A 22,100-nucleotide genomic window follows, 5' to 3' on the forward strand; every position below is an offset into this window, starting at 1 on the left:
TACGCTCGGCTTCCCGAGCGCCGATCGGATCGAGGTTGCCGACGTTTCAGACCGACGTACCAGCGCTCTGCCGCAGGGCGGCCTGAAAGCGATTCCCGGCGTTCACGACAGCGTCGCCGATGAAGGTCATGAACGTAAAAAATCGCACAGGCTCTGGCGGCTCAGCAGGGTTGGCGGCATTGCGGCTAAAACGCTTGGCAACGAACAGAATTCGGTGCTCGCTGAAGAAGAACTGCTACCCTGACCGCCTGTTCACCACAGCGACTTGAACTTGTCCCAGCCGTCTTCGGAGGTCAGGATCGCGACCGCCGTCGCCATCGTCTTGGTCTCCCGATTTCCCATGAAACTCCAGCTTCCGGACAGGAGGAAAATCGTGGCCATTGCCGCGGTGCAGCCCTTCTCACGTGCCGATTCGATGAGGTCGCGGCACGTCTTTTCCTTCGGCCGCATCTCGCTCTTGACGGCGGACTTGACCTTCTTGCCGAGCGAGTGGACGCCCTTGATGACCGCCGCCGCGCCGAGGGTGAAGACGCTCACGGCCACCACCCCGACGTTCCGTTCCTTCTTGTCGATGATGTAGCCGATGTTCTTGGCGCATTGCCCGCAGTGGCAGACATAGGTGACCTTCGGGCTGCCGCCTTTGAGCACGTCGTCCTTGATATCGTACAGGCTGAAGATCTTGCCCGCCTGCGAGGCGATCGTGGCAGCGGCAATCCACGGGGCCAGCGCGACGCCGATCGGCGCGATCGTGGTGCCGACGGCAACGCCGCCGACCGTTGCGCCCACCTGAAGCCCGCTCGATACGCCGAGGGCGGACGCGCCCTTCGTCACACCGGCCTGCGCCGCTGACGGGGCAGCCTTGGTCAGCAGCGAGCTGAGCACGTTTGTGAACTTCTCCCAATTGCCCCGGCAGAGCTTGCCCTGTTCGAGGACCTTTCCCGATAGTTCGTTGAGCTGTTCCGGTGTCGGCAGTCCCATGTCCCATGTCCCCCTGTTTGCCAAGAAGGCTGATAGCATTGCTGCGCCCCTTAGGGCCATCCCGAATCTTCGCGCTCAGGTTGCTCCACCGTCGCGACCCAATCGCGGCGACCGCGATTTTCTGCAGCCCTGCGGGGCGGACGCAGACATTCAGGTGCAAGCAATGTCTGGCTGCTATCAGAACTCTATTCGAAGAAGCGTGAAATCGTCCGGCAGCGGACCTCCGTCGCCGAAAGAGCACACCCAGTCGTGGATGGCCTGTGGCCGATCGCTGGTCCCCGCGGCAAAGGCCGCCAGTTCGTCCACCGTCAGCATCTCGCCATCTCGCCTGTCCACCTCGAAGGTTCCATCGCTCAGCAAGAGGAGCCTGTCTCCCGGTTCCATGGTCAGGCTTGCGCTCTCGAAGGCGATGTCGGGAAAGGCGCCGATGGCCATGCCGCCCATCGTGATGAGCAGCGTCGGCTCGGTCGGGCCATCTGCCTTTTGCCGAAGGTGTATCGCAGGCGGATGTCCGCCGCTGGCATAGCGTAGCTTTCCGCTCGTCGCATTGTAGACGCCATACCAGATGGTGAAGAACATGTTGCTCTGGCGTTCCATGGGAAACATGTCGTTGAGCGCGGCCAGCACCTCGGACGGTTCACGAAAGTCGGCATTGACCAGCGCCGAAGAGCGCAGAACGTTGATAACCGCGACGGACAGGAGCGCGGCGCCGACCCCGTGACCACAGACATCGATCAGATAGCAAGCGAAATGATCGTCATCGATCCTGCGATAGCCGAACGAATCGCCGCCGAGTTCCGTCGATGGAACGAGGAGCCAGTCTGTCTTCGGCAATGTGTCGCGCTTCTCGGGCAGGATAGAAAACAGATAGCGCGCTGCGTCGGCAAGCTCGGCATCGAGCCGCTGCTGCGTCTGCTCCAGCTGCAGGTTCTGCTGTGCGAGCTGGTCCTCGACGGCCTCGCCATGCTCCATCAGGGCGTCGTTTAGCAAGCGGAGGTCGTCGAGTTCGGCCTGCAGCCGGGCGATCTCGGCGCGGAGATGCACCGCATCCTCGTTGACATGCTCGGACATGGTGCAAAAAATCCCCCGGTTCCATTGCTTGAGAATTTATTCATCATTCAGTGCTTTATCCAGGCCGGGAGGGTGAAGCGCAAGGCTATCGAGTCCGATTAGACTTGATCTACTGAGAGTCGCTGCCTTATCGTTAAGGTTGCGGGAATCGGGGGGCCTTAGTCAGCCAGGGATTTGATCGAGCCTGCACGCCATGCGGAGCCGCAGGGGGAGCCTGCGCGCTTCGCACATCACGTTCGAACGGCAAAGTGACGGCATGAGAATCGATCAAGACGTAGCGCCATCTGACTCGTTTGAGTTGCTCATGGCGGTCGGCATGGATATCGGGGCGTTCGCCTCGGACTGGGCCTATTGCGACCGGCTGTCGAGCTACATCGCCAAGATGGTCAGCCACAACCGGACCGATTCGCTTCTCTATTCGAACCTGCTTTCTTCGGCGTTGAACGAACTGCTGGAAACCGCTCATCGCGCGCACGGCGCAAGCGGCAAGTTCGTCTGCTCCATCTTGCGCCACGGCAACAAGGATCGTGTCGAGCTTGTCATCCCCAACGACCTTGCGGGCTCGGACTTCTATCGCACGGCCGTCAGCCGGCTTTCGCAGGAAAATCTTGCGGAAACATACCGTACTGCCCTGTTCCAGGAGGGGTCGATAGATCCGACCATAGGCCTGATGGAACTGGCGGTCGACTACAATGCACGGCTAACCATCGAACCGATGGACGACGGAGCCGTGCGGCTGACAGCTGATCTGACACTCGAGAACTAAGCGCACCGATGTCCGAGACGATTGCACATAGCTATTCCGCGACCTTCGACGAGAACAACCAGGAATTCTCGATCGTCGGATCGATGCGGCCCCAGCACGAACAGGAACTAGCCGCTTGCATTGGTCTTTTCGAGCAGGCCCTGTCGAAGGTGCGCGGCACGCTCTACCTCAACGTCAAGAGGCTGGTGCGGCTCAACAATATTGCCTTCAAGGTCATATCCGGCCTTCTCGTGCGCGCGACCGGCGAGCGCAGCGACCTGCGCATCTCGATCATCACGTCGAGCGTCGTCGGCTGGTCCACCCGCAAGTTCACGCCCCTGAGCCAGTTGACCCCGCGGATCGTGGTCGAGCAGTACGACAACGAATTCTATCCCGGCCAGGCCTTCGTCGAGGACGGCGAGATCATCTCGCTGCTGCGGACCCAGACCAAGCTGACTTGGCGGCATGAACGCAACCTCCTGCCGCGGCACGGCCTGATGCCAGGCATGAGCGTCGCCGATATCTGCTGCGGCATCGGAGACTTCGCCGTGCTGCTGCACAAGGAGTTCGGCCCTTCGCGACTGCTTGCGCTCGACCACTCCAAGCCCAGCCTGGCCTATGCTCGCAAGGTCGCGGCCGATTTCGGCATCGATGGCATCGAGTACGTATATGGCGATGCATCCGAGATGCTGATCGAGGACAATCAGTTCGATTTCGTCACCTGCCGCCATTCCCTTCAGATATTCGATCGTCCGGAACTGATCCTCAAGGAGCTGTTTCGCATCTGCAAGCCGGGCGGGCGCGTCTACGTGACGAATGAGAAGAACTCGCACTGCCTCGGTGAACCGAGAGGCGAGAGCATTCAGTGGACCTACAACGAAGTCGCGAAGATCGTCGCGCATTTCAGGCATGATATCGAGATCGGACCCAAGAGCCGACGCCTGCTTCTCGATGCCGGTTTCGATGCCGTGCGGATGGAGTCGTTCATGGTCACCAATCTGGACGGCGACCCTCAGGACTTCGCCGACATCATCGGCGCCTGGAAGAACCTCTTTGCCGGCAAGATGTCATCCATGCGCGGCGACGGTCCGGAGTTTGTCGAGCGGTTCCGGCGAGGTTTCGACGACCATATCTTCGCCGCCCTGCATCCCAAGGGCTATGCGGGCTGGCCGATTTGGGTGGCCTCGGGAAGGAAGCCGCTGTGAGCGTAGCCTCCGATCCTTCGATTGCCGTGCAGTCGCCTGGGCGGTTCTTGACCAAGAGCTTCCGCGCGAAGTTCATCCTCGTCGTCGGCGCGGCCGTGCTGTTCGATCTGATGCTCGGCGGCGGCATCGCCATCTGGAACGTGCAGCGCCTGTCCAAGGACGTTACGGAGCAGGTCGACGAGGGTCTTACCGAGGCGAACAAGGAATTCCTCCAGACCTACATCGAGGCGACGGCGCTCCGCGCGGACCTGCTGATCCAACGCGTGCATTCGGAGCTGGCAACGCTCGCTGCCACGATGCAGGCCGTGAGTGACAACCCAAGACTTGAGCAGTCTCTGTCAGAGGCTCTGACGCAGTCCCCGGGCTATTCGAGCGGGCTGGTCTACAATCCCGCAGGTGGTTGGTCGCAGAACGCGCCCGGCGTGCCCTCCGCCGTCAACGTCTGGGGCTACCTGCTTGACGAGGACAAAAATCCGGTCCCGGCTGCGCAGAAGAGCATCGAGGCGAGCGCCATTCTGGACCTCATCGGACCGGCGATGATGGAGGCGGGCGCTTCGAAGCTGCAGCTTTACTACATCGGGCCGAAAGATGCCTCGATCACCCGGGCGACGCCTTATTCGGATCAGGCGAAGACGCTGGACCAGTACTATCCTGGTCATAATAATGGCCCGAGCTTCTGGGATTTCTTTTTCCCGGGGATCTATGAGGGCTGGCAATCCTGGATTGCCAATCCCGCGTCCAGGCCGGTCGCCTCGCAGATCGTGATGACGCCGCCGTATATCGATGCTATTACCGGCAGCATCGTCGTTTCGTTTTTCCACCCTCTGTTCACGGCCGACCGCTCGGACGTGGCGGGCGGCGTCGCCGTCGACATGACGCTCGACCAGCTCGTCAATCTCGTGGAGAGCGTCAACATCGCCGATACCGGCTTTGGTTTCCTCGCGACGTCCAACGGCAACGTTCTAGCGACGAACGATATCGGCGAGCGCACGCTCGGATTGAACTCGAGCGACGTCGACGGCCAGCAGGGTGTCACCGGCGTTATGCGCTCACTGCGTGAAAGCGCGCAGTCGGCCATCGCGAGCCTGGAACTTCCCGCGGACCAGAATACGGTGCTCAAGCACGTCTTCTTGGAGAAGGGTGGGGAACAGGTTCCCTATCTCGTCGTGCTGCGCCAGCTTCAACCGATCAATCTGTGGGACGGTAAGACGATCGACGCAGAGCCGATGACGCTTGGCTTCGTCGTATCGGAGCGGGAGATTTACCAGTCACTCCTCTCGGTTCAGGACAATATATCCGAAGCCACGACCCGGATTGTCCAATACCAGGTCATCATCCTTTTCATCAGCCTTCTCATCGTTCTGGGTGCGGTCTACGCAATCTCGGGCCGCATCACCGCCGGGCTCAGTGCGCTCGCCAATGCGGCACGCCGTCTTCAGGAAAAGGACTACTCGGTCCGCGTCGATATTCCGTCGCGCGACGAGGTCGGCGCCGTCGGCGTTGCCTTCAACAAGATGGCCGAGGAAATCAGGTATCATACGGAAAACCTGGAGAAGCTGGTCGAGGAGCGCACCCATGAGCTCGCGAACGCAAATGATGAGATCATGGCGCTCAATGCGCGTTTGAAATCCGAGAACCTGCGGCTCGGCGCTGAGCTCGACGTCGCCCGCCACATCCAGAAGATGGTTCTGCCGAAGTCGAACGAACTTGGCGCCATCCCGCAGATCGAGGTCGCCGGCTATATGGAGCCGGCCGACGAGGTGGGCGGCGACTATTTCGATGTGCTTCAGAGCGGCAATCGCGTGAAGGTCGGCATCGGCGACGTGACAGGGCACGGACTGGAGAGCGGCGTCCTGATGCTGATGGTGCAGTCGGTGGCGCGAGCCCTGCAGGAGCAGGGCAGCGGCGATCCGAAGGAGTTCCTGGCGGTCCTGAACCGCACGATCTTCAAGAACATCGAGAGAACCGAGACCGACAAGCACCTGTCGCTGACCTTCCTCGATTACGAAAGCAGCAAGGTCACGGTTTCGGGCCAGCACGAGGAAGTGCTGGTCCTGCGCAACGGCGGCGAGGTCGAGCGCATCGACACCATCGATCTCGGTTTCCCGATCGGTCTGGAAAGCGACATCTCACCGTTCATCAAGACGCATGACGTAGACTTCGACAAGGGCGACATCATCGTCCTGCACACGGATGGGGTGACCGAGGCGGAGAGCCCGTCGGGCGAGCTCTTCGGGATCGAGAGGCTGTGCGAAAGCGCCAAGCGCCACCGCAACGGCAGCGCCGGCGAGATCAAGGACGGCATCATCGCGGACCTGATGACCCACATCGGAACGCAGAAGATCCACGACGACATCACTCTGGTCGTGATGAGGCATCGATAGATGAGGACACATTACGGTGAGACGACGCTGCTCAACGGCTCCGGCGCATTCGGTAAATCGCTGACCTTGGCCGAAGGACCGCTCGACCTGACTTGGCAGCATGCGAGCACGACGTCGGAGTTCATCGGCGAGTTTTTTGCGCTACGCGGCGCCGCGCTTTCGCTCGACTACAACGAGACGCGGCACAGCCTCGGTTACCTCGTCAACGAACTGCTCGAGAACGCGGTGAAGTTTCGCCATCCGGGGGATATTTCCGTACACACCTCGATCGAGGGAGCGAGGTTCGAGATCAAGGTATCCAATCTCGTCAATCGCGAGAGGGCGGAGCGATTCAGCAGCCTGCTGGAAGAGATTACCTCCCGTGATCCGGGTGAACTGCTGATCGAGCGCATCGAGGCCAATGCGGAAGACGCCAATTCGTCGGCGTCCGGGCTTGGCCTCCTGACGCTGATGAGCGACTATGGCGCAAAGCTGGGGTGGGAATTCCTCGACAACGGCATCGGCGAGCCGATCCGGCTCAACACCTTCGCTGCGCTTACTCTCTCCTGACCCCCATTCATCGGAGCATCTCGCAACAATGGAAATCAAGACGAACGACTACAGGGTTTGGGCGGAGGGCGCGACGATCCACTACGAGGGAACCATGCGGCTCTCGGGCACGGAGGCCTATGCCCCCATTCTCGACATCATGCAAAACGTGCTGGCCAGCAAGCCGGAGACGATCGTCCTGGACCTGACGGAACTCGAGTTTCTCAACAGCTCCGGCATTAACCTGCTGGCGAAGTTCACGATCGAGGTGAGAAAACAGTCAGGCGTGGGCCTTGCAGTCTGCGGCTCGACCAAAATTCCCTGGCAGAGCAAGTCGCTCCCCAATCTGAAGAAGCTTTACCCTGCTGTCGTTCTCGAGATCAGCTGAACGATCTGCGCTGCCGTGGGCCGCAGGTTCTGCGGCCCGACCCCGGCCTCCAGAATACGCGCAAGCTGCCGGTCGATGCCGGCCGGGAGTGTCATTTCGGCCTCGCTTGCGTTCCCGCTCCGAAGCCGTCGTTCCAGGATTGCCGCCGCGTGCTCGTCGCAATCGGGCGCGCCGTTCAGGAGCCAGCAGCCGATGGCGCACAGGGCCTGGACGTCCGAGGCGGGCGAGGGCAATCCGCCCGCGATGAGTTCAGCCGCCATCCATCGCGGTGAGCCGGCAAATTCTGCACCCGCGATCGGATCCCGCGATCCGAGGGCCGCTATCCCGAAGTCGATGATGACCGGACGGTCACCACGGAACATGATATGCGCCGGCTTCAGGTCCGCATGGATGACGCCACGCGCGTGCAGATAGGCCAGTGTCTCTGCCAAATCGCGCAGCAGAGTGAGAACGGCGCTCGATTGACGGAATCCTGGGCGCCGTACCGGGTCGTCGAGCCCGTTCTGCAACAGCTCGAGGGCGAGCCAGCCTTCTCCGGATCCGAAGCAGCGGGCGACGCCCGGATGGTGCAGGGTTTGATGAATCGCGACTTCCCGCCGGAAGCGGGCTACCCCGAGCGGATCCGGCCGGCATCGTTCGGGCACGAGCCGCTTGATGATAACGTCTCTACCCGATCGATCGACGGCAGCAAGAATCTCGATGGCACCCCTTCGGTGAATGAGCCGCACGTCCGAGAAGGGGAGCCCATCCATGGCTGGTCAGATCGCTCCGACGCGTTTCCAGATCGGTACGGCCGTTTTCAGCACGAGTTGCATCTGCTCGGCAATCAGCCGCTTGTTCTCGTCGTCGTCGTGGATCAACTCACCCTCGTGGCGGATGCGATCGCCCCGTGCGGAGAGAATACGCCAGACCTCATTTGTCAGAGCCCCGGCCTCTGCAGGCGCGCCATTCGCCATCGCCTCATAGGCCAGCATCTCGAAAAGGCGGATGGTGACGCCCGAACCCGTGCCGGATGCGGCAAGCGCACATACCGCCCGGCTCTCGTCGGCACAGGCACTCAGACTGGCGGCATTGAAGCGGGCTGCCGCAGAGCGGCTCTCGGGCGAGATCTCGTTGGCCAGGATCATCGCCTGGCGTGATCCCACCAGCATGCCCACCACTTCCCGCGGCGTGACGCTGCTGCGCTCCGCCTCAGGCAGGTCCATCAGTTCGCCGACCGTGCGTGGCGCCTCCGCCAGGGCCTTGAGGGCTGGGCCGTAGAAGTTCTGATTTAGGGTCGCTTCGCCGAGCGGAACCTTGATATCGCGCGTTATGGCGTCTTCCGGGATGACCAGCGCCAAGTTGAGATCGCGGATACGCGCGTCGAGGCGTCTGTCCGCGATCGCGCGAACGCCCCGGATGTAAACGTCGCGGCGAAACGTGCGCGCCATGAAATAGTCCTTTGCGGTTTCGGCGAAAGCCGCTGGGGTGGCCGCGACGAGCTCGCGTTGCTGCTGCGTCAGCGACAGATCGGGAAAGTTCTCCAACAGATTGGCTGTGCCGCCATAGCTCAGCTTGGCTGCCGCCATGTCGCGCGCGACGTCGACCTGGTAGCAGGGCGACCAGTGGGCGTTCAGGTATTCGTGCGAGAGATAAGCGACGTTGCCGTTTTCGCGTTCCTTGCCGAGCCGTTCGAGCATTTCGGCCTCGATCATTCCGGAGCCGGCCTTTGCAAAGGCGGCGACCTTGTCGAGGGCCGCGATGATGCGCCGGTCGCTGCGCTCGCTGGGGGCCTCGGCGAACATCGACACCAGCCTTTGCAGCGGCATGGTCGAGGTCCAGCCGGGCAGCGCATTGTAGGTCACGTAGACAAGGCCGCCCGGCTTGAGGTGCCGTTCGATGAACTGCATGATATAGGCGCGGTTCGCCGCGCTCACCCAGGCCCATACACCGTGAAGGGCGATATAGTCGAAGCGGCAGAGGTCTCCGTGCCTGCCGCCGGCCAGGTCCTCGAAGGAAGCCTCTTTGATATGGACATTGGTCAGCCCCGCCGCTCTGGCCAGCCCGCTTCCGCGAGCGATATGCGCCGGATTGAAATCGAAAGCCCAGACCTCGGCCCGCGGATTGGCTGCCGCAATCGTCAGCGCCGTCTCGCCGACGCCGCAGCCGAGTTCGCAATAGCGAAAATCTGCACCGGGCGCCCGCGGTGGCTCGATGCCCCGCAGAAGGCAGGCCAGATCGAGATGCGCCGGTGCCTGCTCCATATAGTATCCGGGCAGATACTCTACGTCGGATACGTAGCCGTCGGTCCAGTCGTGCATTGTCGGTTCCTGTCAGCGAAGATGGGCGGGTGGGCGGAATTCGGCGAAGGCCGAGCTGGTGCGTGGCCTGTCGGAGGCGAGCCATGTGTTCCAGCCCAGTCGGCTCGCGGATGCATCGTCACGATTGCCACCGAGCCTGAGCATCGGCACCTGGGCGCCGTCCAGTTCGAGGCGGATCCGGAAAGACTTGTCTGCGCCGAGCGCCATGGCGGCAAGATCGCTCAGCATGCTGGCGCGGAGCCCATCGGGAAGCAGCGAGCGGAAGGCAGGATAGGAGAGGGGACCGACGCGGACGAGGACCGACGACTGGATGTCGAAGGTGCGCGTGCCAAGGACCGCGTCCTTGCCGAGCGTCGTGAAGTGCCCGACTTCGCTGCGGCCGCGCGGCAGGCGCGTCTGATCGGCTTCGGCTATGGGCAGCCATTCGCCGAAGAACTGGCGGATCTTCACGCGATGGCCGAGCGCACCCGAGAGCGCCCGCTCCACGGCGACCACCGATCGGCCTTGCTTTGAGAGAAGGCCACCGAAGTGGACGAGCGTCTCGTCCGGCATTTTCATGCGCGACGAGACCGACGGCATGCCGATCCCGACCAGCGCCTTAAAAGCCGTGTCGATCGTGTTGCTCGCCCCGAGCCGCAGGGCGCGTTCGCGCGCAATCACCGGGCGGTACTTGACCCAGGCCTCGTAGAGCAGTCCCGCTAGGCGATTGTTGAACACGTCCAGAAAGTCTCGCAGCGCCGGATTGCGCTCGCGGACGCTGAGCTGCACCAGCTCGCTTAGTGCGTGAGAAAGCACGCCGGACGGTCCGGTGAGCCCGACGAGGGTCTGGGTAGCCTCGACAGGCCCGCCCTGCCGTGGCCGGCGTAGCGCCGTGACCTCGGCCGCGGCGAAGCCGAGCGGAACGGCGGAGCGGATTGTGAGTGCCGACTTGCGCGGCTCGACACCCGATCCGATCGGATCCGGCGGCGGGCTGCCGGTCGCTTCGCATTCAAGCGCAGCGATGAGCTCGCGCAGGCGAACGAGCTGGAAGAACTCGTAGGCCTGCGGCTGCTCGAACAGGCTCGCCGCTAGAGAAGAACGTGATCGCCGGCGCGTGCTGGCCATGTCTTCAAAACCTCGCTGCGACCCTTGACCGCGACCGTCAGCCGCGAGAACGAATTAACGCTTGCGTAGAGACCCAGGAAACGCTCAACCACGCTGGCCATCAGGTAGATGCCGTTGCCGGAGAAGTTGGCTTCGTCGAAGGTCAGGGTCACGTCGATGCCGCGGCAGAAGGCGCTCTGCCCGGCAGCCCGCACGCGCGCCGTTCCCATCTTCGACGACACACCGACGATGCCCTCGATCAGCGCGCGGGTCTCGGCCGAGTTGTGGAAGTCATAAAGCATGAGCATCTCGTGGAGCGCCGCCAACCCGCCGTCCGAGACGAGCGAGAGATGATTGAGCGACAGATGCGAGACGAGGCGCCAGCGGCCGGCCAACCGGTTCAGATTGCGCAGGGTCGGTGTCGGCGCGGTGAGCATGCGCATGCTTCCGACCAAAGGCGACGGTTCCACCATGCGCAGCTCTGGGTGACGGCCCCCGAAGGGGAGGCGTTCGGGTCTGTTTCTGTTGAGGCAGAGTGTCTCGACCGCAAGCACTCCATCGGAGGGAAGGTTCGGCCGGAAATCGAGATCCACGATCGAAAGCGAAACTTCGCTGCCGGGGTTATCGGCGTCGCCGTCTGTCCGCGAGGCGTGCCACCAGCCGGCATCATCCGCCGCCATCGCGTCAAGCGAATGATCGAGGCCGTAGAAGGGGCGGATGGGGTGTCGCCTGCCGTCCGCATCGATCGAATGGACGGTCTCGATGCTGTAAACCTCGAGCGCCCGCGACCGGCGCGCGTCCGGGGTGATGCGATATTGCGTCGTGCGCCGATCGATCGTGACCGGTTCTGCTGTCTGAGGGAAGAGATTGACGATCGGCGTGCATCCCAAGGCGAAGGTGGCGGCAGTCACCGAACGTTCCAGGGCCGGCCAAGGCCGTTTCAGATAGAGGAAGACATCGATCGTGCGTCCCTTGCCCGCCAGTGCGGCGCGGTCGGGGAAGGTCAGGTCCACAAAAAGAAATTTTTCCGGGAAAGCGAAATACTCGGTCAGGATCCGGAAGCCGATATGGGACGCGCTGCCATAAGGCAGCAGCCCCTCGTTCTCATCGAAGCCCGCCGGCGAAAGCGCAGCGGCATCCACCACAACGGGAGAGGGATCGTTCACCCCTTCGGCGAAGGCAACCGCCAGCGCGTCATTGAGCAGAAGTTCGTAGAGCGGATAGACCAGCTGCGGCTGGCCGCGCAGGAAAAAGCGCAGCCGGCTAGGCCCGTTCCGCGCGAAACTGGCGTCGGGCTGCAGCATCTCCAGGGTTAGCCGCAGACATGCGGCCGCATTCGGTGCCTTAGGTGTTTCGGGCGCCATGATCGGGCGCCCGGTGAGGGAGGCGAGCTTGATAGAGATCGGGTGCAGCGTCACCTCGCTGCTGGTGCTGAACCTGCACTCGTCGCCGTCCACGGGCTCGGTATCGATCAAAGTGCCCCGGCGCACGACATGTGGCTCAGCCATCTCCCGCGATGGCTCCATCTGCAGGATCGAGAGCGAAGGAATGGGACGCTCGAAATGCGGATAGAGCACGTTCAGGAAAGCGTCGGTGAGCTCGGGAAAGTCGTCGTCGAGTTTCTGGCGGACCCGTGCCGTCAGATAGGCGAATGCCTCGATGAGGCGCCCGACATGCGGATCCTCGATCGAATCCTCGGACAGGCGAAGCCGGGCCGCAATGCGCGGGTTTTCGGCGGCGAATGCCGCGGCCGCCCGCCGAATGTTGAGCAGTTCGCGGTTGTAGTGAAGAAGGAGGTCATCCGTCATGTCTAGCGGATCTCCCGGATTTTGGTCGCCAGTTGCAAAGGGAGGCCGCCGAAGCCACGAAGTGGTCGCGGCCCAAATCGGCGTGGACGGGCGCGGATCGTCATCGCAGTTCCGGACAACTGAAGTTGGAGAGGATATCGCGCGAGAACGGATTGCGCGTCGGCGGCGCCGTTACGAACAGGCGCAAGCTCCGGCTGCCGATGTCGAACTGATAAGGCACGACATCGGTGGTTTTGGCTTCGAGGATGTGGCCGGCATCGAACAGGCGAAAGAGAGCCCACGCGCCCTGAAAGCGCAGCATATTGCGTTCGCCGTCCATTTCCGGCGTCATCGACAGCATGGCCTCGGCAGCGGGGTTCTCTGGCGGCCAGCTGAAAACAGATGCGCTCGGTGGACCATGCGCGTAGATGAGCGTCGGTCCGCCGATGTCGAGCTGAAAGGCGCGGGCGCGGCGGTCGAGGCCGATCGGCTCGACCTCGAACGCCACAAGCGGCTTTTCCGATTCGCCGAAATAGGCTGTGGTGATCTCGTCCGCGAGTTCGAACTGGCGCAGCACGGAGTCGTCGAGGTCGAGCCCGAACTGCTGACCGCTCCGCCAGCGCCAGGGCTTGGCATTGCTGTCGATGAAGGGACGCAGATAATCGTTCCGGAACGAGGCGATGGCTCCCTTCGGCCCGAAAAGGCTGGCAAAATCGGCGATCGCCGCGTCCCGGCTGCTGCCCGGCTCGAAGGGGTAGCGGCCGGCCGTCGTCGCCAGGCAGAGCGGCAGCACTGTCGTCGTCCAGATGTCCGCCAGCCGCTGCCGGGATTTGCCGGCAGTCACGGCAGCGGCCTTGTTGAGGATGCGTCGGAAGAGGGGCTGCAGGTTTTCAGGAAGCGCAGCCACGCGCTGGGTCAGGTCGGCAAGCAGGGTCTGCGGTTCGGTGCCGAGCTCGAGCACGTCACCGCCAATGGCGACATGGTTTATCTGACGATAGAGCGGCTCCATGGCCGCAAGGAGCGCATCGATCTGCGCTTGCTGGCCTTCATCAGCCACGACAGCCTTGCGAAAGGGAGGGAAGTGATCGGATACGGCGCTCGCCACGTCGATGACGCGATGCGGCGTCAGGACTGAAAGCTCGCCTGGCTGAAGGGACCCGGCTGCGCCAGCCACCGCGTCGAGCGCCGGTGGAGCGGCTTCAGCCGGGTTCGTCTCCTGCGCGATCCCCACGGTCAGTTCCTTGATCGGGGAGGGCTGGCCGATGGTGAGCGCCATGGCGCGCGCCAGATCGCCAGCCGTATTCGCCTGGGCGATGTCGAGATCGGACAGGAGGCTTTCCCAAACCGTGATGTAGTCCACCCGGTACAGGTCGAGCAGGCCGTCCCGAATGCGGCGCTCCTCGCGCTCGCGTTCCGCCGAGGTGTCGGCCATCCCCAGGGCCCACAGGTCGGCCGCCACGCGGCCGGCGGCCTCGCGGGACGCGGGCAACATCGTCTTCTTCAGTCCGTCGGCGGTATAGATGCCGGGAATTCCGTCCCAAAAGCTCTTGCCGCTGATGCGGCTCAGCGCCTGCGGTCCGGCAAGCCCCATATGCTCGACGGGACGCCAGGCAGGGCGAGCGGTTACCGCCGGCATTGCCAGCGCCAGGTCGTAGGCGATGCGCGCCAGCGTATAATCGGAAATGCGCCCGCGGGCACGCTCCACGAGCACAAGATCGATGGGTGGCGCTGTCACCTGGAGCCGCGAGAATTCGGCGAGATGCGCCGCGACAGCCTGCTCGACTTCGGCACTGCGGTCATTGGGCAGCCAATGGCTCGTGAAATCGGCGGCCACAAGTCTCGCTGTCTGCGCATCGACCGGCCTTTCGCCTCCGATCATGAGGTAAAGCTTGAGCTGCTGCAGCCGCAGCGCTTCCGGCGTTCCGGATGCGCCGAGTCCATTGCGCAGGTAGCTCCACAGAAATGGCAGGACCATGTCGGCAAGGGCACTGTCGTAGACGCTCTCCCCGGCAGCTTCGGCACCGCTGGTGTTATAAAGCCCCGCGGTCGTATGCTTCGGCCGTTCCTGCGCAAGGTTGCGGAGATGGTCGAGGATCTCGAGCACCGGTCCGAAGCCGGCCGGCATCGCACGTTCCGGCGCCGCATGCTGGATCGACTGCCGGGCCTCGGACGTGCCTTGGTCGAGGCGGCCGACATAGGCTCGACCTTCCGAAAAAGCGAGCCACCAGACGGTGATGAAAAAGACCGCCGCCATGGCAAGCGCCACATTGGCGCCGATATCCCGCATCTGCATGATGACGCGGCCAGGCCGCGTCAGTCCGGCCAGACCCCGTTCCGGCAGCATTACCTTTTGGAGAAGACCCGCCACGAAATAGGGCCTGCTGCGGATGGCGATCGACTGCGGTGCGGCGCGAAGGCCCTCACCGCCATAGGCGAAGTCCTGGCCCAGGGCCGACGCCGAAATATCGACGAAGTCGTTGGTCTGGCTCGCGCTGACGAAGAACAGTCCACGCACGAGAGGCGGAACGGCGAAGCGGCCGGTCGATGTCAGCTGCTGCACCAGCGGCAAGAGTTTCGGCTTCAGCAGCGCGAACTGCGATGGCAGTTCGTTGATGCGGCGGCGGCGCAGTTCGTCCGGTTCCTCGTGCAGCCTCATCGTCAGCTGGCCGCATATCGGCTGCAACAGGTCGGCGAAGCCGGCCGAGAATGCACTGCCGGCCGAGTCCGCCGGCGGCCGGTCGAGCGCGGCTAGCGGAAAGCCCAGGGCGGCCTCGCGTTCCTCCGCCGGCAGGCTCTCGAAGAATTCCTCGAAACCTAAAAGCAGGTCGAGCTTCGTCACGACGATGTAAAGAGGTGCGCGGGTGCGCAGCCGCGTGCCGATCTCCTCCATTCGCCGTCGTGCGGCTACTGCGAGATCGATCAATGCCTCTGGCTGCGCCTGGAGCAGATCGTCGACGCCGATCGTCAGGACCACGCCGTTGAGCGGCTGCCGCGGCCGAAAACCGCGCAACTGGTCGAGAATGCGCGGCCACAACTGACGCGGCCAGCCTTCTTCCTGTTGGAGGAACGCGCCGTCCAGTTCGACCAGCACAGCCTCATCCAATAGGTGGAACTGAGCAGTCGCTGTGTCGTCCGCATTCGTGTCGTTGTCATTGACCACAGAGGGTCGCACGCTTCGGCAGAGCGTCGATTTGCCGGTCCCTGTCGCACCGAGCACAATGTACCAGGGCATCGCGGCCGCGCCCGAGCCTGGTCTCCGCGAGCGGCCGAGAAACCTGCGGACGTCACGTGCTGCGGCACGAAACTGCTGAAAGCGTTGCTCGACCGACTGAGCCTCGCGGTCCGCCGCGACATCCTTCTCCTCTTCTCGTCGGCGCAGTGCCGCCAACAAGGCCTGCTCATCACTGCTGCGCCGCGCGCGCATGAGGACGCCGCCGATGCCCCATGAGAGAGCCAGGAGCAGCAGAAGCACGAGCCGCACCGGCACCGAACCCAGCGGGCGCCACTCGCCGGTGCCGAGGAGAGGCCCGAGAAACCATATCGCGAGCGCCAGCAGGACGATGAGGATCGTCAGGTAGACTGCTGGGCGCGCCAGCACCCGCCCGAAACGCCTCAGGGTCGACTTGAGCGTCACGACAGACTTTCCCGGTAGGCGATCATGCGCCGCGCGGCATCGATATAGGCAGGGTCGACGGCGAGGCCGCCGGCTTCGCGAATGCCCTCCATCCCCTCGCTGACCAGCCTTTCGCGATCTGCCTCGGGAACGAGCGACGCATTCTCCTCCAGCCATTGTCTGACGCTGTCGGAGCCTGGCATGGCAGCCGCTTCGGCAACGGCAATGAGCGCCTTGAGCTCAGCGTCGCCTGCATTCGCGTCGACCAACTGCGTCTCGATCAGCGCGGACAAATGCGGCAGCAGAACATTCTGGCGGAAGCTGCGCCGCGCGTCGGCCAGGGCGGATCCGTAGAGACGCCTTCCGTTGTAGCCGAGCAGGAGGGCAGGCGGCGAAGGTTCAGCCCGGATTTCCGCAACGAGGGCGTCGAAGCGTTCTATTGCCGCGACGACCGAGGGAAGCTGGCTCGCAGATGAAGGCGACGCAAAGGCAGGGAACTCGGCGGCTGCCCGGGAGAGGCGCGGGGCCAGCTGTACCTCCCTGTCGAAGAGCCGGAACACATATATACCAGCTGTAAGCGTGCACAGGATCATCACCGCAACAGACGCCCACTGCATCGCGGCCCATGGACTGCGTTTCGCTGCGCCTAAGCCCGCTTCCGGCAGGATCGCTTGCCGGAAGGCGCCGGCAATGAAATAGCCATGGTTTTCGTCTTCCATGCCCAGGTCGGGCGGCAGGGTGCCGATGCGCGGCAGGGCGAACCACCGTGAGAGATCGGGCAGCAGGGAATCGATCGTCAGCGGCTCCTGGTGGGCACTGGTCAGGAAAATTCCACGCAAGATTGCTCCTTGCCAGGCGTGGGTCTGCTTGGGAAGGAGCGCGTCCACGATCGGCTTGATCTGATGGCGCAACGCCGCCACCTGAGTAGCGAAGCCGTGAATCCGGCCGCTTCGCACCGGATCGGCCTCCCGCGAAAGCCATTCGACATGGCGGGCGCGCATTGCCGAAAGCAGGCGATCGAAGCCCTTCTCGATCTCCGCTGCTGCCTGCTCCGTCGTGAGGCCGTCGGCCAGCGGGAGCGAGAAACCCCATGGCGTTGCGCGATCCAGAGGCTCAAGTCGGTCGAAGAACTCACGAAACCCCGGAACCATGTCCGTCTTGGAAAGCAGCAGATAGAGGGGCGGGCGCGCGCCGATCCGTTCTTCAAGCAGGCCCAGGCCGCCGGAAATCGCGTCCGCGATCGCGCGGTGTTCCGCTTCGTCGGCAAGCGTGAGGTCGGCGGGGCTGATGATCAGCAGCGTGGCGCTCACCGGCTGTCGCGGCCGCACGACGCGGATAAGGTCGAACACGTCCCGGCTGCTGCCTTCGCCGCTGAAATTCGTCTCGACGAAGATGGCGTCCTGTCCAACCCACCAGCGCGATGCCCCCACCGTGGCGGGCAGGCCCAGCCCAGTGTCCGACTGCAGGAGCATTGCCGACTTGCCCGAGCCGGACGGTCCGGTGACGAGATAGAGCGGCAAGGAATGGCGGCGCCGGCTACCCTTCAGCCCGCGGTCGGCGAGGAAGCGGAGCACGGCGCGCCGCTGATCCCGCAGATTCGGCGCTTCCGAACGACTCGCCTTGCCGCCGAACATCCAGCGACCCGACAGGACCGGAACAAGGGCCCAGGCGATGACTGGCGCGAGCGCTGCCGCGAAGCGCGGCAATTCATCGGCCACGGGAGCGCTGCGCCAGATCCACCAGCTCGCCGCGGATGCGATCACGAGGCCTGCCAGCCATGCCAGCATCGAGCCCGCTCTCATGGCGCCTGTTCCGCTGGGACCAGGAATTCCACGCGGCGATTTCGCGCCCGCCCTTCCGGCGTGGCGTTGCTGGCGATCGGGTCGTTCTCGCCGCGGCCTTCGTAGCTGACCCGCGTCGCCGTCCCGATATGACGCTGCAGCATCTGCGCGGCCGAGCGCGCGCGCGCAACGGAGATAGCCATGTTGTCGCCGAGCGGACTATTGGCGCCGACCGGCAGGTTGTCGGTGTGGCCCAGGACGAGGACACGGCCGGCCTCGGCGTCGAGCGCATCCGCAATGCGCGCGATGAGCGGGTCTTCCTCCTCCGAAAGTTCGACACCGCCGACCGGGAAAGAGGCCGCGAGCATGCGGATTGCGACGTCGTCGCGGAGCTCCGCGACCTCGATCCGCCTGGCGGCGATGTCGTTCCCAAGAGCTTCCGAGATGCGCTCGATCTGGGTCTGTCGCACGGGCGGTTGCGGGTCGGGCACGGTGGGCACGCCGGCCTTCTCGACCGTCACCGGTATGTTGGGCCCGAGCGCACGGATTTGTTCCGCGGCGCGTTCGACGTCCGCCCGCAGGCTTATGCTGGAAAATGCCCACAGCGCGATCAGGAGGATCAGCAGCAGGATCGCCGCCAGCCACGGAGCGGCCATTGAGCGCGGCGGCTTGTAGGGCGCGTTCGCCGCCTCCCACTTGCCCGAGAGCGTTCGCTCATAGGGGCCGCGGACCCGCCGTATCGTCCGGTAGAGGTCATGACGCAGACGCGTGAGGTGACCCTGGCCGCTCTCCATGACGCGGTACTTCCCGATGAAGCCGATCGAGAGGCAGATCGCCAGCAGTTCCAGCGCGTCGATGTTCTGCTCGGGCTGCTGTAGCATGTGCGACAGGAGATCGAAGAAGCGCTCGCCGCCCCAGGTCTCGTTATAGAGCAAGCCGACCAGGCTGCGGCTTGCCCACCCGCTGGTGGCGCCCCAGCGGGTGTTCAGGATGATGTCGTCGATGGAGGCGCAGAGCGCATAGCGGGCCACCCGCACGAGGCGCCCGGGTATATCGCGCGCCATCGCCGCCGTCTCGAAGCGCTTGATCTCGTCCATCACATGGCGGCGGAACTCGGCGATGTCCTCCGGCGGCGCGCTCTCGTTAAGCCGGCCGGCCAGCCACAGCAACGGCGCGGCGGCGGCCGTCAAAGGATTGATGGCCGCAAGCTCGAAGGCCTTGTCGATCTCGCTGTCGCTGCCGCGTCGGCGCAGCGGACCGCCGGGATCGTCGAAGTTCTCGACGGCAGGGCCGCTGCTTCGGCGCGGAGCGGCGAAGAAATCTTCATCGAGATGGAAGTCGGCCGTTGACGAGGCATGCGAGGCGTGACCGAACCCATGGTCGGGATGCGGCGCGGGCGCCGGACGACTGCCGTTTAACGGTCGCCGGACCGTGTCGTCCGATCCGAATAATTGAGCAAATGGGTCGCTCACCCCGCGTCCCCCCTAGCCATGATCAATCCTTGACCGCCCACAGATCGAGTTCGAGCGCCGGAAACTCGCCAGAGACATGAATCGTCAATCCGTTGCCTGCCGCGATCTGCTTCCAGAGCGGGCTGGTCCGGTCCAGTTCGAAATAGGCTTTGCCAGTGTGGTAGGGGACCTGGCGCGGTGCCACCGGCAGTGCGCGCGGCATGATGCCGGGCAGCGCGGCGTTGACGAGTTCGCGGATCTGCTCTGCCGGTCCGATCTTGATCTGCCCGACGAGACTCCGCATCAGCGCTTCGGCCGGCATATCGGCCTTCGCGGCGAGCACGAAGGCGTACTTGCCGAAGATCGACTTGTCGGTCACCTCGGCGACGCGGATGCCGTAGCGATGCTCGACCAGCGGAATGGCGATGGCACCGCGTTCCAGCACCGCGCTCAGCGCCTGTCGCAATGCCGCGGACACAGGCGCGAAGGTCGCCTGGAGGAGCTCGTGGTCATAGATCGGCAAGGGGTGAGGGCGGTGGCCTGACATGGTGAAGGTCGCGAGTTCACCGGCCAGGGCGACCGCATTGCGGAACAGGTCCTCCGGGTGGATACAGGACGCCGCCTGAAGATGCGCGAAGAGCGGCTGCCAGCGATTGATGGCCTGCAACATCATCAGATCCGTCAGCTCCGCCGCAGTGCCGGCATTGCCGCCGGCGATTCGCGAGGCGATCGCCTCGCCGCGATGATTGAGCAGGCCGACGATCTCGGTCATCAGGCCCGAAAGAACGTGCGAGACGGAGGAGTCGAGCGTTGGCGGAATATATCCGTCGTCCAGCAGCACGGCGTTGTCGGAGCGGACCTCGACGATGCGCGCCAGTCCGATCCCGACCGTGCCGCTGCGCTCGCTCGTCCCCAAGGCATATCGGAGGCGCATCTTGCCGACGCCGATCGGCACAGTGCCGATCTCGCTGCTATTGGCATCGGCGACCTCCGCCTCCGTCACCGTATAGCGGGTGAGCGCGTCGATCTGCGGCTCCGCTGCTTCGCGCCCGCCTGGCTGCACGAGGGGAAGCGTCAGATAGACGACCGCGTTGCGAAGGTCCTGCGGCAGTTCCAGAGGGGGAAGCTGATCGGCGTCGCCGGGAAGCTGGAACGGCGTGCCGTCCTGGAAGACGCCGGCAGCACGTTCAACGCCGAAACGCCCGATCGCCAGCAGTTCGCGATTGAGCTTCAGTTCGGTGAGACCCCAGGCATAAGGGCGCAGCGCGCCGGTGCGCCCGCGCACGAGACGCTCGAAATAACGCGCTTCCTGCTGGAAATGCTGGGCACGGATGAACATGCCCTCCGACCAGATCACCCTGTCGTCAAAGGGCATGCGCTTCTCCTTCGGCGTGCCGCCGCGGCGCCAACCCGTCCGACGACAGGCTCTCCACCTTTGCCTCGCGCATTGCTCCCGCCCTCTCGCGCATCAGTCCTGCGGTCCCAGATCGACGGCGAGCGTCTTCAGGTCCGCTTTCAGCTTAAATCGCTTCTCGCCTTGCATCCCGACCATGGCGCGCCACTTCGCATTGTCGAACTGGCGGAACCCGGCCACGACGGCCACGATGGTCGTGCCTTCGATCAGATTGGCCTTGATCCGCTCGATCCCCCCGGGATCGAGATACATCTCGGTCTTGCCGAGAAGGGTCGGGCCAAGCGTTGCCTCGTCCTGTTCCCACAGCTGCCGAAAGCTGGCATTGGCGAAGGCCGTCTCGCCGCTGAGCTGGTAGAGGCGCACGATGATGGGAGAGGGCTGGCCGCTGGGCGAAGGATTGACCAAGGGCGACGCGGTGGCGATGAAATCGATGCCCGCATCCTGTGGCGCAGGCTTGATCTCGATCTCCGTGGGCGGCGGCTTGCGCTCCATCAAGCCGCAGCCCGCCATGCCCAGCGTCAGGACAAAAAGCAACAATGTCCGAATCGAGCCGGGCATCCACCCCCCACCTAATGCCGGATGCTCTCCAGCTATTCGCCCGCCGCGTCAACGCCCGGAAGCTTTGCTCAGCAATTCAGACAACCGGTCCGTGAACTTGCCGCGCTCGCTCACGGACAGCACCGCGATCGCCGCCTCGACAGCCCGTGCAAGCGTTTCCACATCGACCCCGGCCGCTATGCGCAGCAGACTCACCCCGCCAGTGTCGTGCGACCATAGCGTGTCTTTCCCGGCGTGAATATCAGCAATTGGGGCTTCATGCACCTGTGCGGAGATATCCACGGATTTCCTGGTGTTCCCGATAGCCAAGCTATCGACCGGACCCCACCAGTCATCGAGAACCATGCCCTTGGCAGGGCGTTCACCTGGCACAGATGCAGGTTTCGGAGGCGCCGGTGATTCGCCATCCAATCCGCCGAAAGGACCATCGTCCGGCCCGATCTCCGGCGCCGCCGGCGCGAGAGTGCGTGCCTCCGCAGGCGGAGCCGACGCAGTGACGATCTCAGCCAACAGCACGGCGTCGCCAAGTTTCACCACGTCGCCGTTTTCTATGCGCCGGACAAGTCCGTAGCCGACCGGCTCCTCGTTGACCTTGACGCCATTGGTGGACATGTCCGTCAGCTGGTAGCCGTCGAAATCCTTCTCGATGCGGCAGTGGAGTTTGGAGAGGACGCGTTCGGGATCGGGTATCGGCCAATCGGCTTCCGGTGACCTGCCGATTACCAACGCGCTGTCCCGGAGACGGGCCTCCCTGCGGCCGCCGAGCAGTCGCTCGGGCCCCTTCAAGGTCAGTCGCAGTTCCATCGCCCCCTCC

At 63.9% G+C, this 22,100-nt stretch carries 17 protein-coding genes; 5 read left to right on the forward strand and 12 right to left on the reverse strand.

What is annotated here, in order from left to right; all coding sequences use genetic code 11:
* Positions 1 to 252: 252 nt before the first annotated feature.
* Positions 253 to 978, reverse strand: a complete 726-nt coding sequence (locus tag ACCO56_RS14970) for a hypothetical protein (protein WP_433641568.1) — start codon at positions 976 to 978, stop codon at positions 253 to 255.
* A gap of 177 nt (positions 979 to 1,155) precedes the next feature.
* Complete coding sequence (locus ACCO56_RS14975; RefSeq protein WP_433641569.1) at positions 1,156 to 2,049, reverse strand: PP2C family protein-serine/threonine phosphatase; 894 nt, start codon at positions 2,047 to 2,049, stop codon at positions 1,156 to 1,158.
* A gap of 304 nt (positions 2,050 to 2,353) precedes the next feature.
* Between ACCO56_RS14975 and ACCO56_RS14980 the strand changes: the two genes are divergently transcribed.
* From ACCO56_RS14980 to ACCO56_RS15000, 5 genes are read left to right on the forward strand one after another with little or no spacing between them, the layout of a single operon-like run.
* Positions 2,354 to 2,815: a ubiquinone biosynthesis methyltransferase UbiE gene (locus ACCO56_RS14980; protein ID WP_433641570.1), complete on the forward strand. Its 462-nt coding sequence runs from the start codon at positions 2,354 to 2,356 to the stop codon at positions 2,813 to 2,815.
* Between the two features lie 8 nt (positions 2,816 to 2,823).
* A complete protein-coding gene (locus ACCO56_RS14985; RefSeq protein WP_433641571.1) occupies positions 2,824 to 3,999 on the forward strand; it encodes a methyltransferase domain-containing protein in 1,176 nt (391 codons plus the stop codon).
* Positions 3,996 to 6,383 (forward strand): SpoIIE family protein phosphatase, encoded by a 2,388-nt coding sequence (locus ACCO56_RS14990; protein WP_433641572.1) that lies wholly within the window; start codon positions 3,996 to 3,998, stop codon positions 6,381 to 6,383. Before ACCO56_RS14985 ends, ACCO56_RS14990 begins: the two co-directional genes overlap by 4 nt.
* The gene (locus tag ACCO56_RS14995) at positions 6,384 to 6,932 is read left to right on the forward strand and encodes a slr1658 superfamily regulator (RefSeq protein ID WP_433641573.1); all 549 of its coding nucleotides are present in this window, start codon (positions 6,384 to 6,386) and stop codon (positions 6,930 to 6,932) included. It abuts the gene before it with no gap.
* Positions 6,933 to 6,960: 28 nt separating this feature from the next.
* Positions 6,961 to 7,299, forward strand: coding sequence for a slr1659 superfamily regulator (locus ACCO56_RS15000; protein ID WP_433641574.1), 339 nt, complete (start codon positions 6,961 to 6,963; stop codon positions 7,297 to 7,299).
* On the opposite strand, the gene ACCO56_RS15005 is transcribed toward ACCO56_RS15000, so the two are convergent.
* The 10 genes from ACCO56_RS15005 to ACCO56_RS15050 all read right to left on the reverse strand — a co-directional run bounded on the left by ACCO56_RS15005 (position 7,269) and on the right by ACCO56_RS15050 (position 22,090).
* Positions 7,269 to 8,051: a protein kinase domain-containing protein gene (locus ACCO56_RS15005; protein ID WP_433641575.1), complete on the reverse strand. Its 783-nt coding sequence runs from the start codon at positions 8,049 to 8,051 to the stop codon at positions 7,269 to 7,271. The genes ACCO56_RS15000 and ACCO56_RS15005 overlap by 31 nt on opposite strands.
* Positions 8,052 to 8,057: 6 nt before the next feature.
* Entirely contained in the window at positions 8,058 to 9,599 is a 1,542-nt protein-coding gene (locus tag ACCO56_RS15010) for a class I SAM-dependent methyltransferase (protein ID WP_433641576.1), read from the reverse strand.
* A 12-nt stretch (positions 9,600 to 9,611) separates the two neighbouring features.
* Positions 9,612 to 10,703 (reverse strand): type VI secretion system baseplate subunit TssG, encoded by a 1,092-nt coding sequence (gene tssG / locus ACCO56_RS15015; protein ID WP_433641577.1) that lies wholly within the window; start codon positions 10,701 to 10,703, stop codon positions 9,612 to 9,614.
* Positions 10,667 to 12,490, reverse strand: a complete 1,824-nt coding sequence (gene tssF, locus ACCO56_RS15020) for a type VI secretion system baseplate subunit TssF (RefSeq protein WP_433641578.1) — start codon at positions 12,488 to 12,490, stop codon at positions 10,667 to 10,669. The genes tssG and tssF overlap by 37 nt, the downstream gene beginning before the upstream one ends.
* 100 nt (positions 12,491 to 12,590) lie before the next feature.
* On the reverse strand, positions 12,591 to 16,103 hold the full coding sequence (gene tssM / locus ACCO56_RS15025) for a type VI secretion system membrane subunit TssM (protein WP_433641579.1): 3,513 nt from the start codon (positions 16,101 to 16,103) through the stop codon (positions 12,591 to 12,593).
* On the reverse strand, positions 16,100 to 17,884 hold the full coding sequence (locus tag ACCO56_RS15030; protein ID WP_433641580.1) for a type VI secretion protein IcmF/TssM N-terminal domain-containing protein: 1,785 nt from the start codon (positions 17,882 to 17,884) through the stop codon (positions 16,100 to 16,102). The genes tssM and ACCO56_RS15030 overlap by 4 nt, the downstream gene beginning before the upstream one ends.
* Positions 17,881 to 19,335 (reverse strand): type IVB secretion system protein IcmH/DotU, encoded by a 1,455-nt coding sequence (icmH, locus tag ACCO56_RS15035; protein WP_433641581.1) that lies wholly within the window; start codon positions 19,333 to 19,335, stop codon positions 17,881 to 17,883. Before icmH ends, ACCO56_RS15030 begins: the two co-directional genes overlap by 4 nt.
* A gap of 22 nt (positions 19,336 to 19,357) precedes the next feature.
* Entirely contained in the window at positions 19,358 to 20,689 is a 1,332-nt protein-coding gene (gene tssK, locus ACCO56_RS15040; RefSeq protein WP_433641582.1) for a type VI secretion system baseplate subunit TssK, read from the reverse strand.
* Between the two features lie 93 nt (positions 20,690 to 20,782).
* The gene (gene tssJ, locus ACCO56_RS15045) at positions 20,783 to 21,286 is read right to left on the reverse strand and encodes a type VI secretion system lipoprotein TssJ (RefSeq protein ID WP_433641583.1); all 504 of its coding nucleotides are present in this window, start codon (positions 21,284 to 21,286) and stop codon (positions 20,783 to 20,785) included.
* 48 nt (positions 21,287 to 21,334) lie between these two features.
* Positions 21,335 to 22,090, reverse strand: coding sequence for an FHA domain-containing protein (locus ACCO56_RS15050; protein ID WP_433641584.1), 756 nt, complete (start codon positions 22,088 to 22,090; stop codon positions 21,335 to 21,337).
* Positions 22,091 to 22,100: the final 10 nt, after the last annotated feature.

Source organism: Mesorhizobium sp. 1B3 (assembly GCF_050958605.1).
In the GTDB taxonomy this organism is placed as follows: Bacteria; Pseudomonadota; Alphaproteobacteria; order Rhizobiales; family Rhizobiaceae.

Bases quoted from the DNA above. Each gene is read 5' to 3' on its own strand.
- ACCO56_RS14970 (WP_433641568.1), bottom strand. From the start codon at position 978: ATGGGACTGCCGACACCGGAACAGCTCAACGAACTATCGGGAAAGGTC.
- ACCO56_RS14975 (WP_433641569.1), bottom strand. From the start codon at position 2,049: ATGTCCGAGCATGTCAACGAGGATGCGGTGCATCTCCGCGCCGAGATC.
- ACCO56_RS14980 (WP_433641570.1), top strand. From the start codon at position 2,354: ATGGCGGTCGGCATGGATATCGGGGCGTTCGCCTCGGACTGGGCCTAT.
- ACCO56_RS14985 (WP_433641571.1), top strand. From the start codon at position 2,824: ATGTCCGAGACGATTGCACATAGCTATTCCGCGACCTTCGACGAGAAC.
- ACCO56_RS14995 (WP_433641573.1), top strand. From the start codon at position 6,384: ATGAGGACACATTACGGTGAGACGACGCTGCTCAACGGCTCCGGCGCA.
- ACCO56_RS15000 (WP_433641574.1), top strand. From the start codon at position 6,961: ATGGAAATCAAGACGAACGACTACAGGGTTTGGGCGGAGGGCGCGACG.
- ACCO56_RS15005 (WP_433641575.1), bottom strand. From the start codon at position 8,051: ATGGATGGGCTCCCCTTCTCGGACGTGCGGCTCATTCACCGAAGGGGT.
- ACCO56_RS15010 (WP_433641576.1), bottom strand. From the start codon at position 9,599: ATGCACGACTGGACCGACGGCTACGTATCCGACGTAGAGTATCTGCCC.
- tssG (WP_433641577.1), bottom strand. From the start codon at position 10,703: ATGGCCAGCACGCGCCGGCGATCACGTTCTTCTCTAGCGGCGAGCCTG.
- tssF (WP_433641578.1), bottom strand. From the start codon at position 12,490: ATGACGGATGACCTCCTTCTTCACTACAACCGCGAACTGCTCAACATT.
- ACCO56_RS15030 (WP_433641580.1), bottom strand. From the start codon at position 17,884: ATGAGAGCGGGCTCGATGCTGGCATGGCTGGCAGGCCTCGTGATCGCA.
- tssK (WP_433641582.1), bottom strand. From the start codon at position 20,689: ATGCCCTTTGACGACAGGGTGATCTGGTCGGAGGGCATGTTCATCCGT.
- tssJ (WP_433641583.1), bottom strand. From the start codon at position 21,286: ATGCCCGGCTCGATTCGGACATTGTTGCTTTTTGTCCTGACGCTGGGC.
- ACCO56_RS15050 (WP_433641584.1), bottom strand. From the start codon at position 22,090: ATGGAACTGCGACTGACCTTGAAGGGGCCCGAGCGACTGCTCGGCGGC.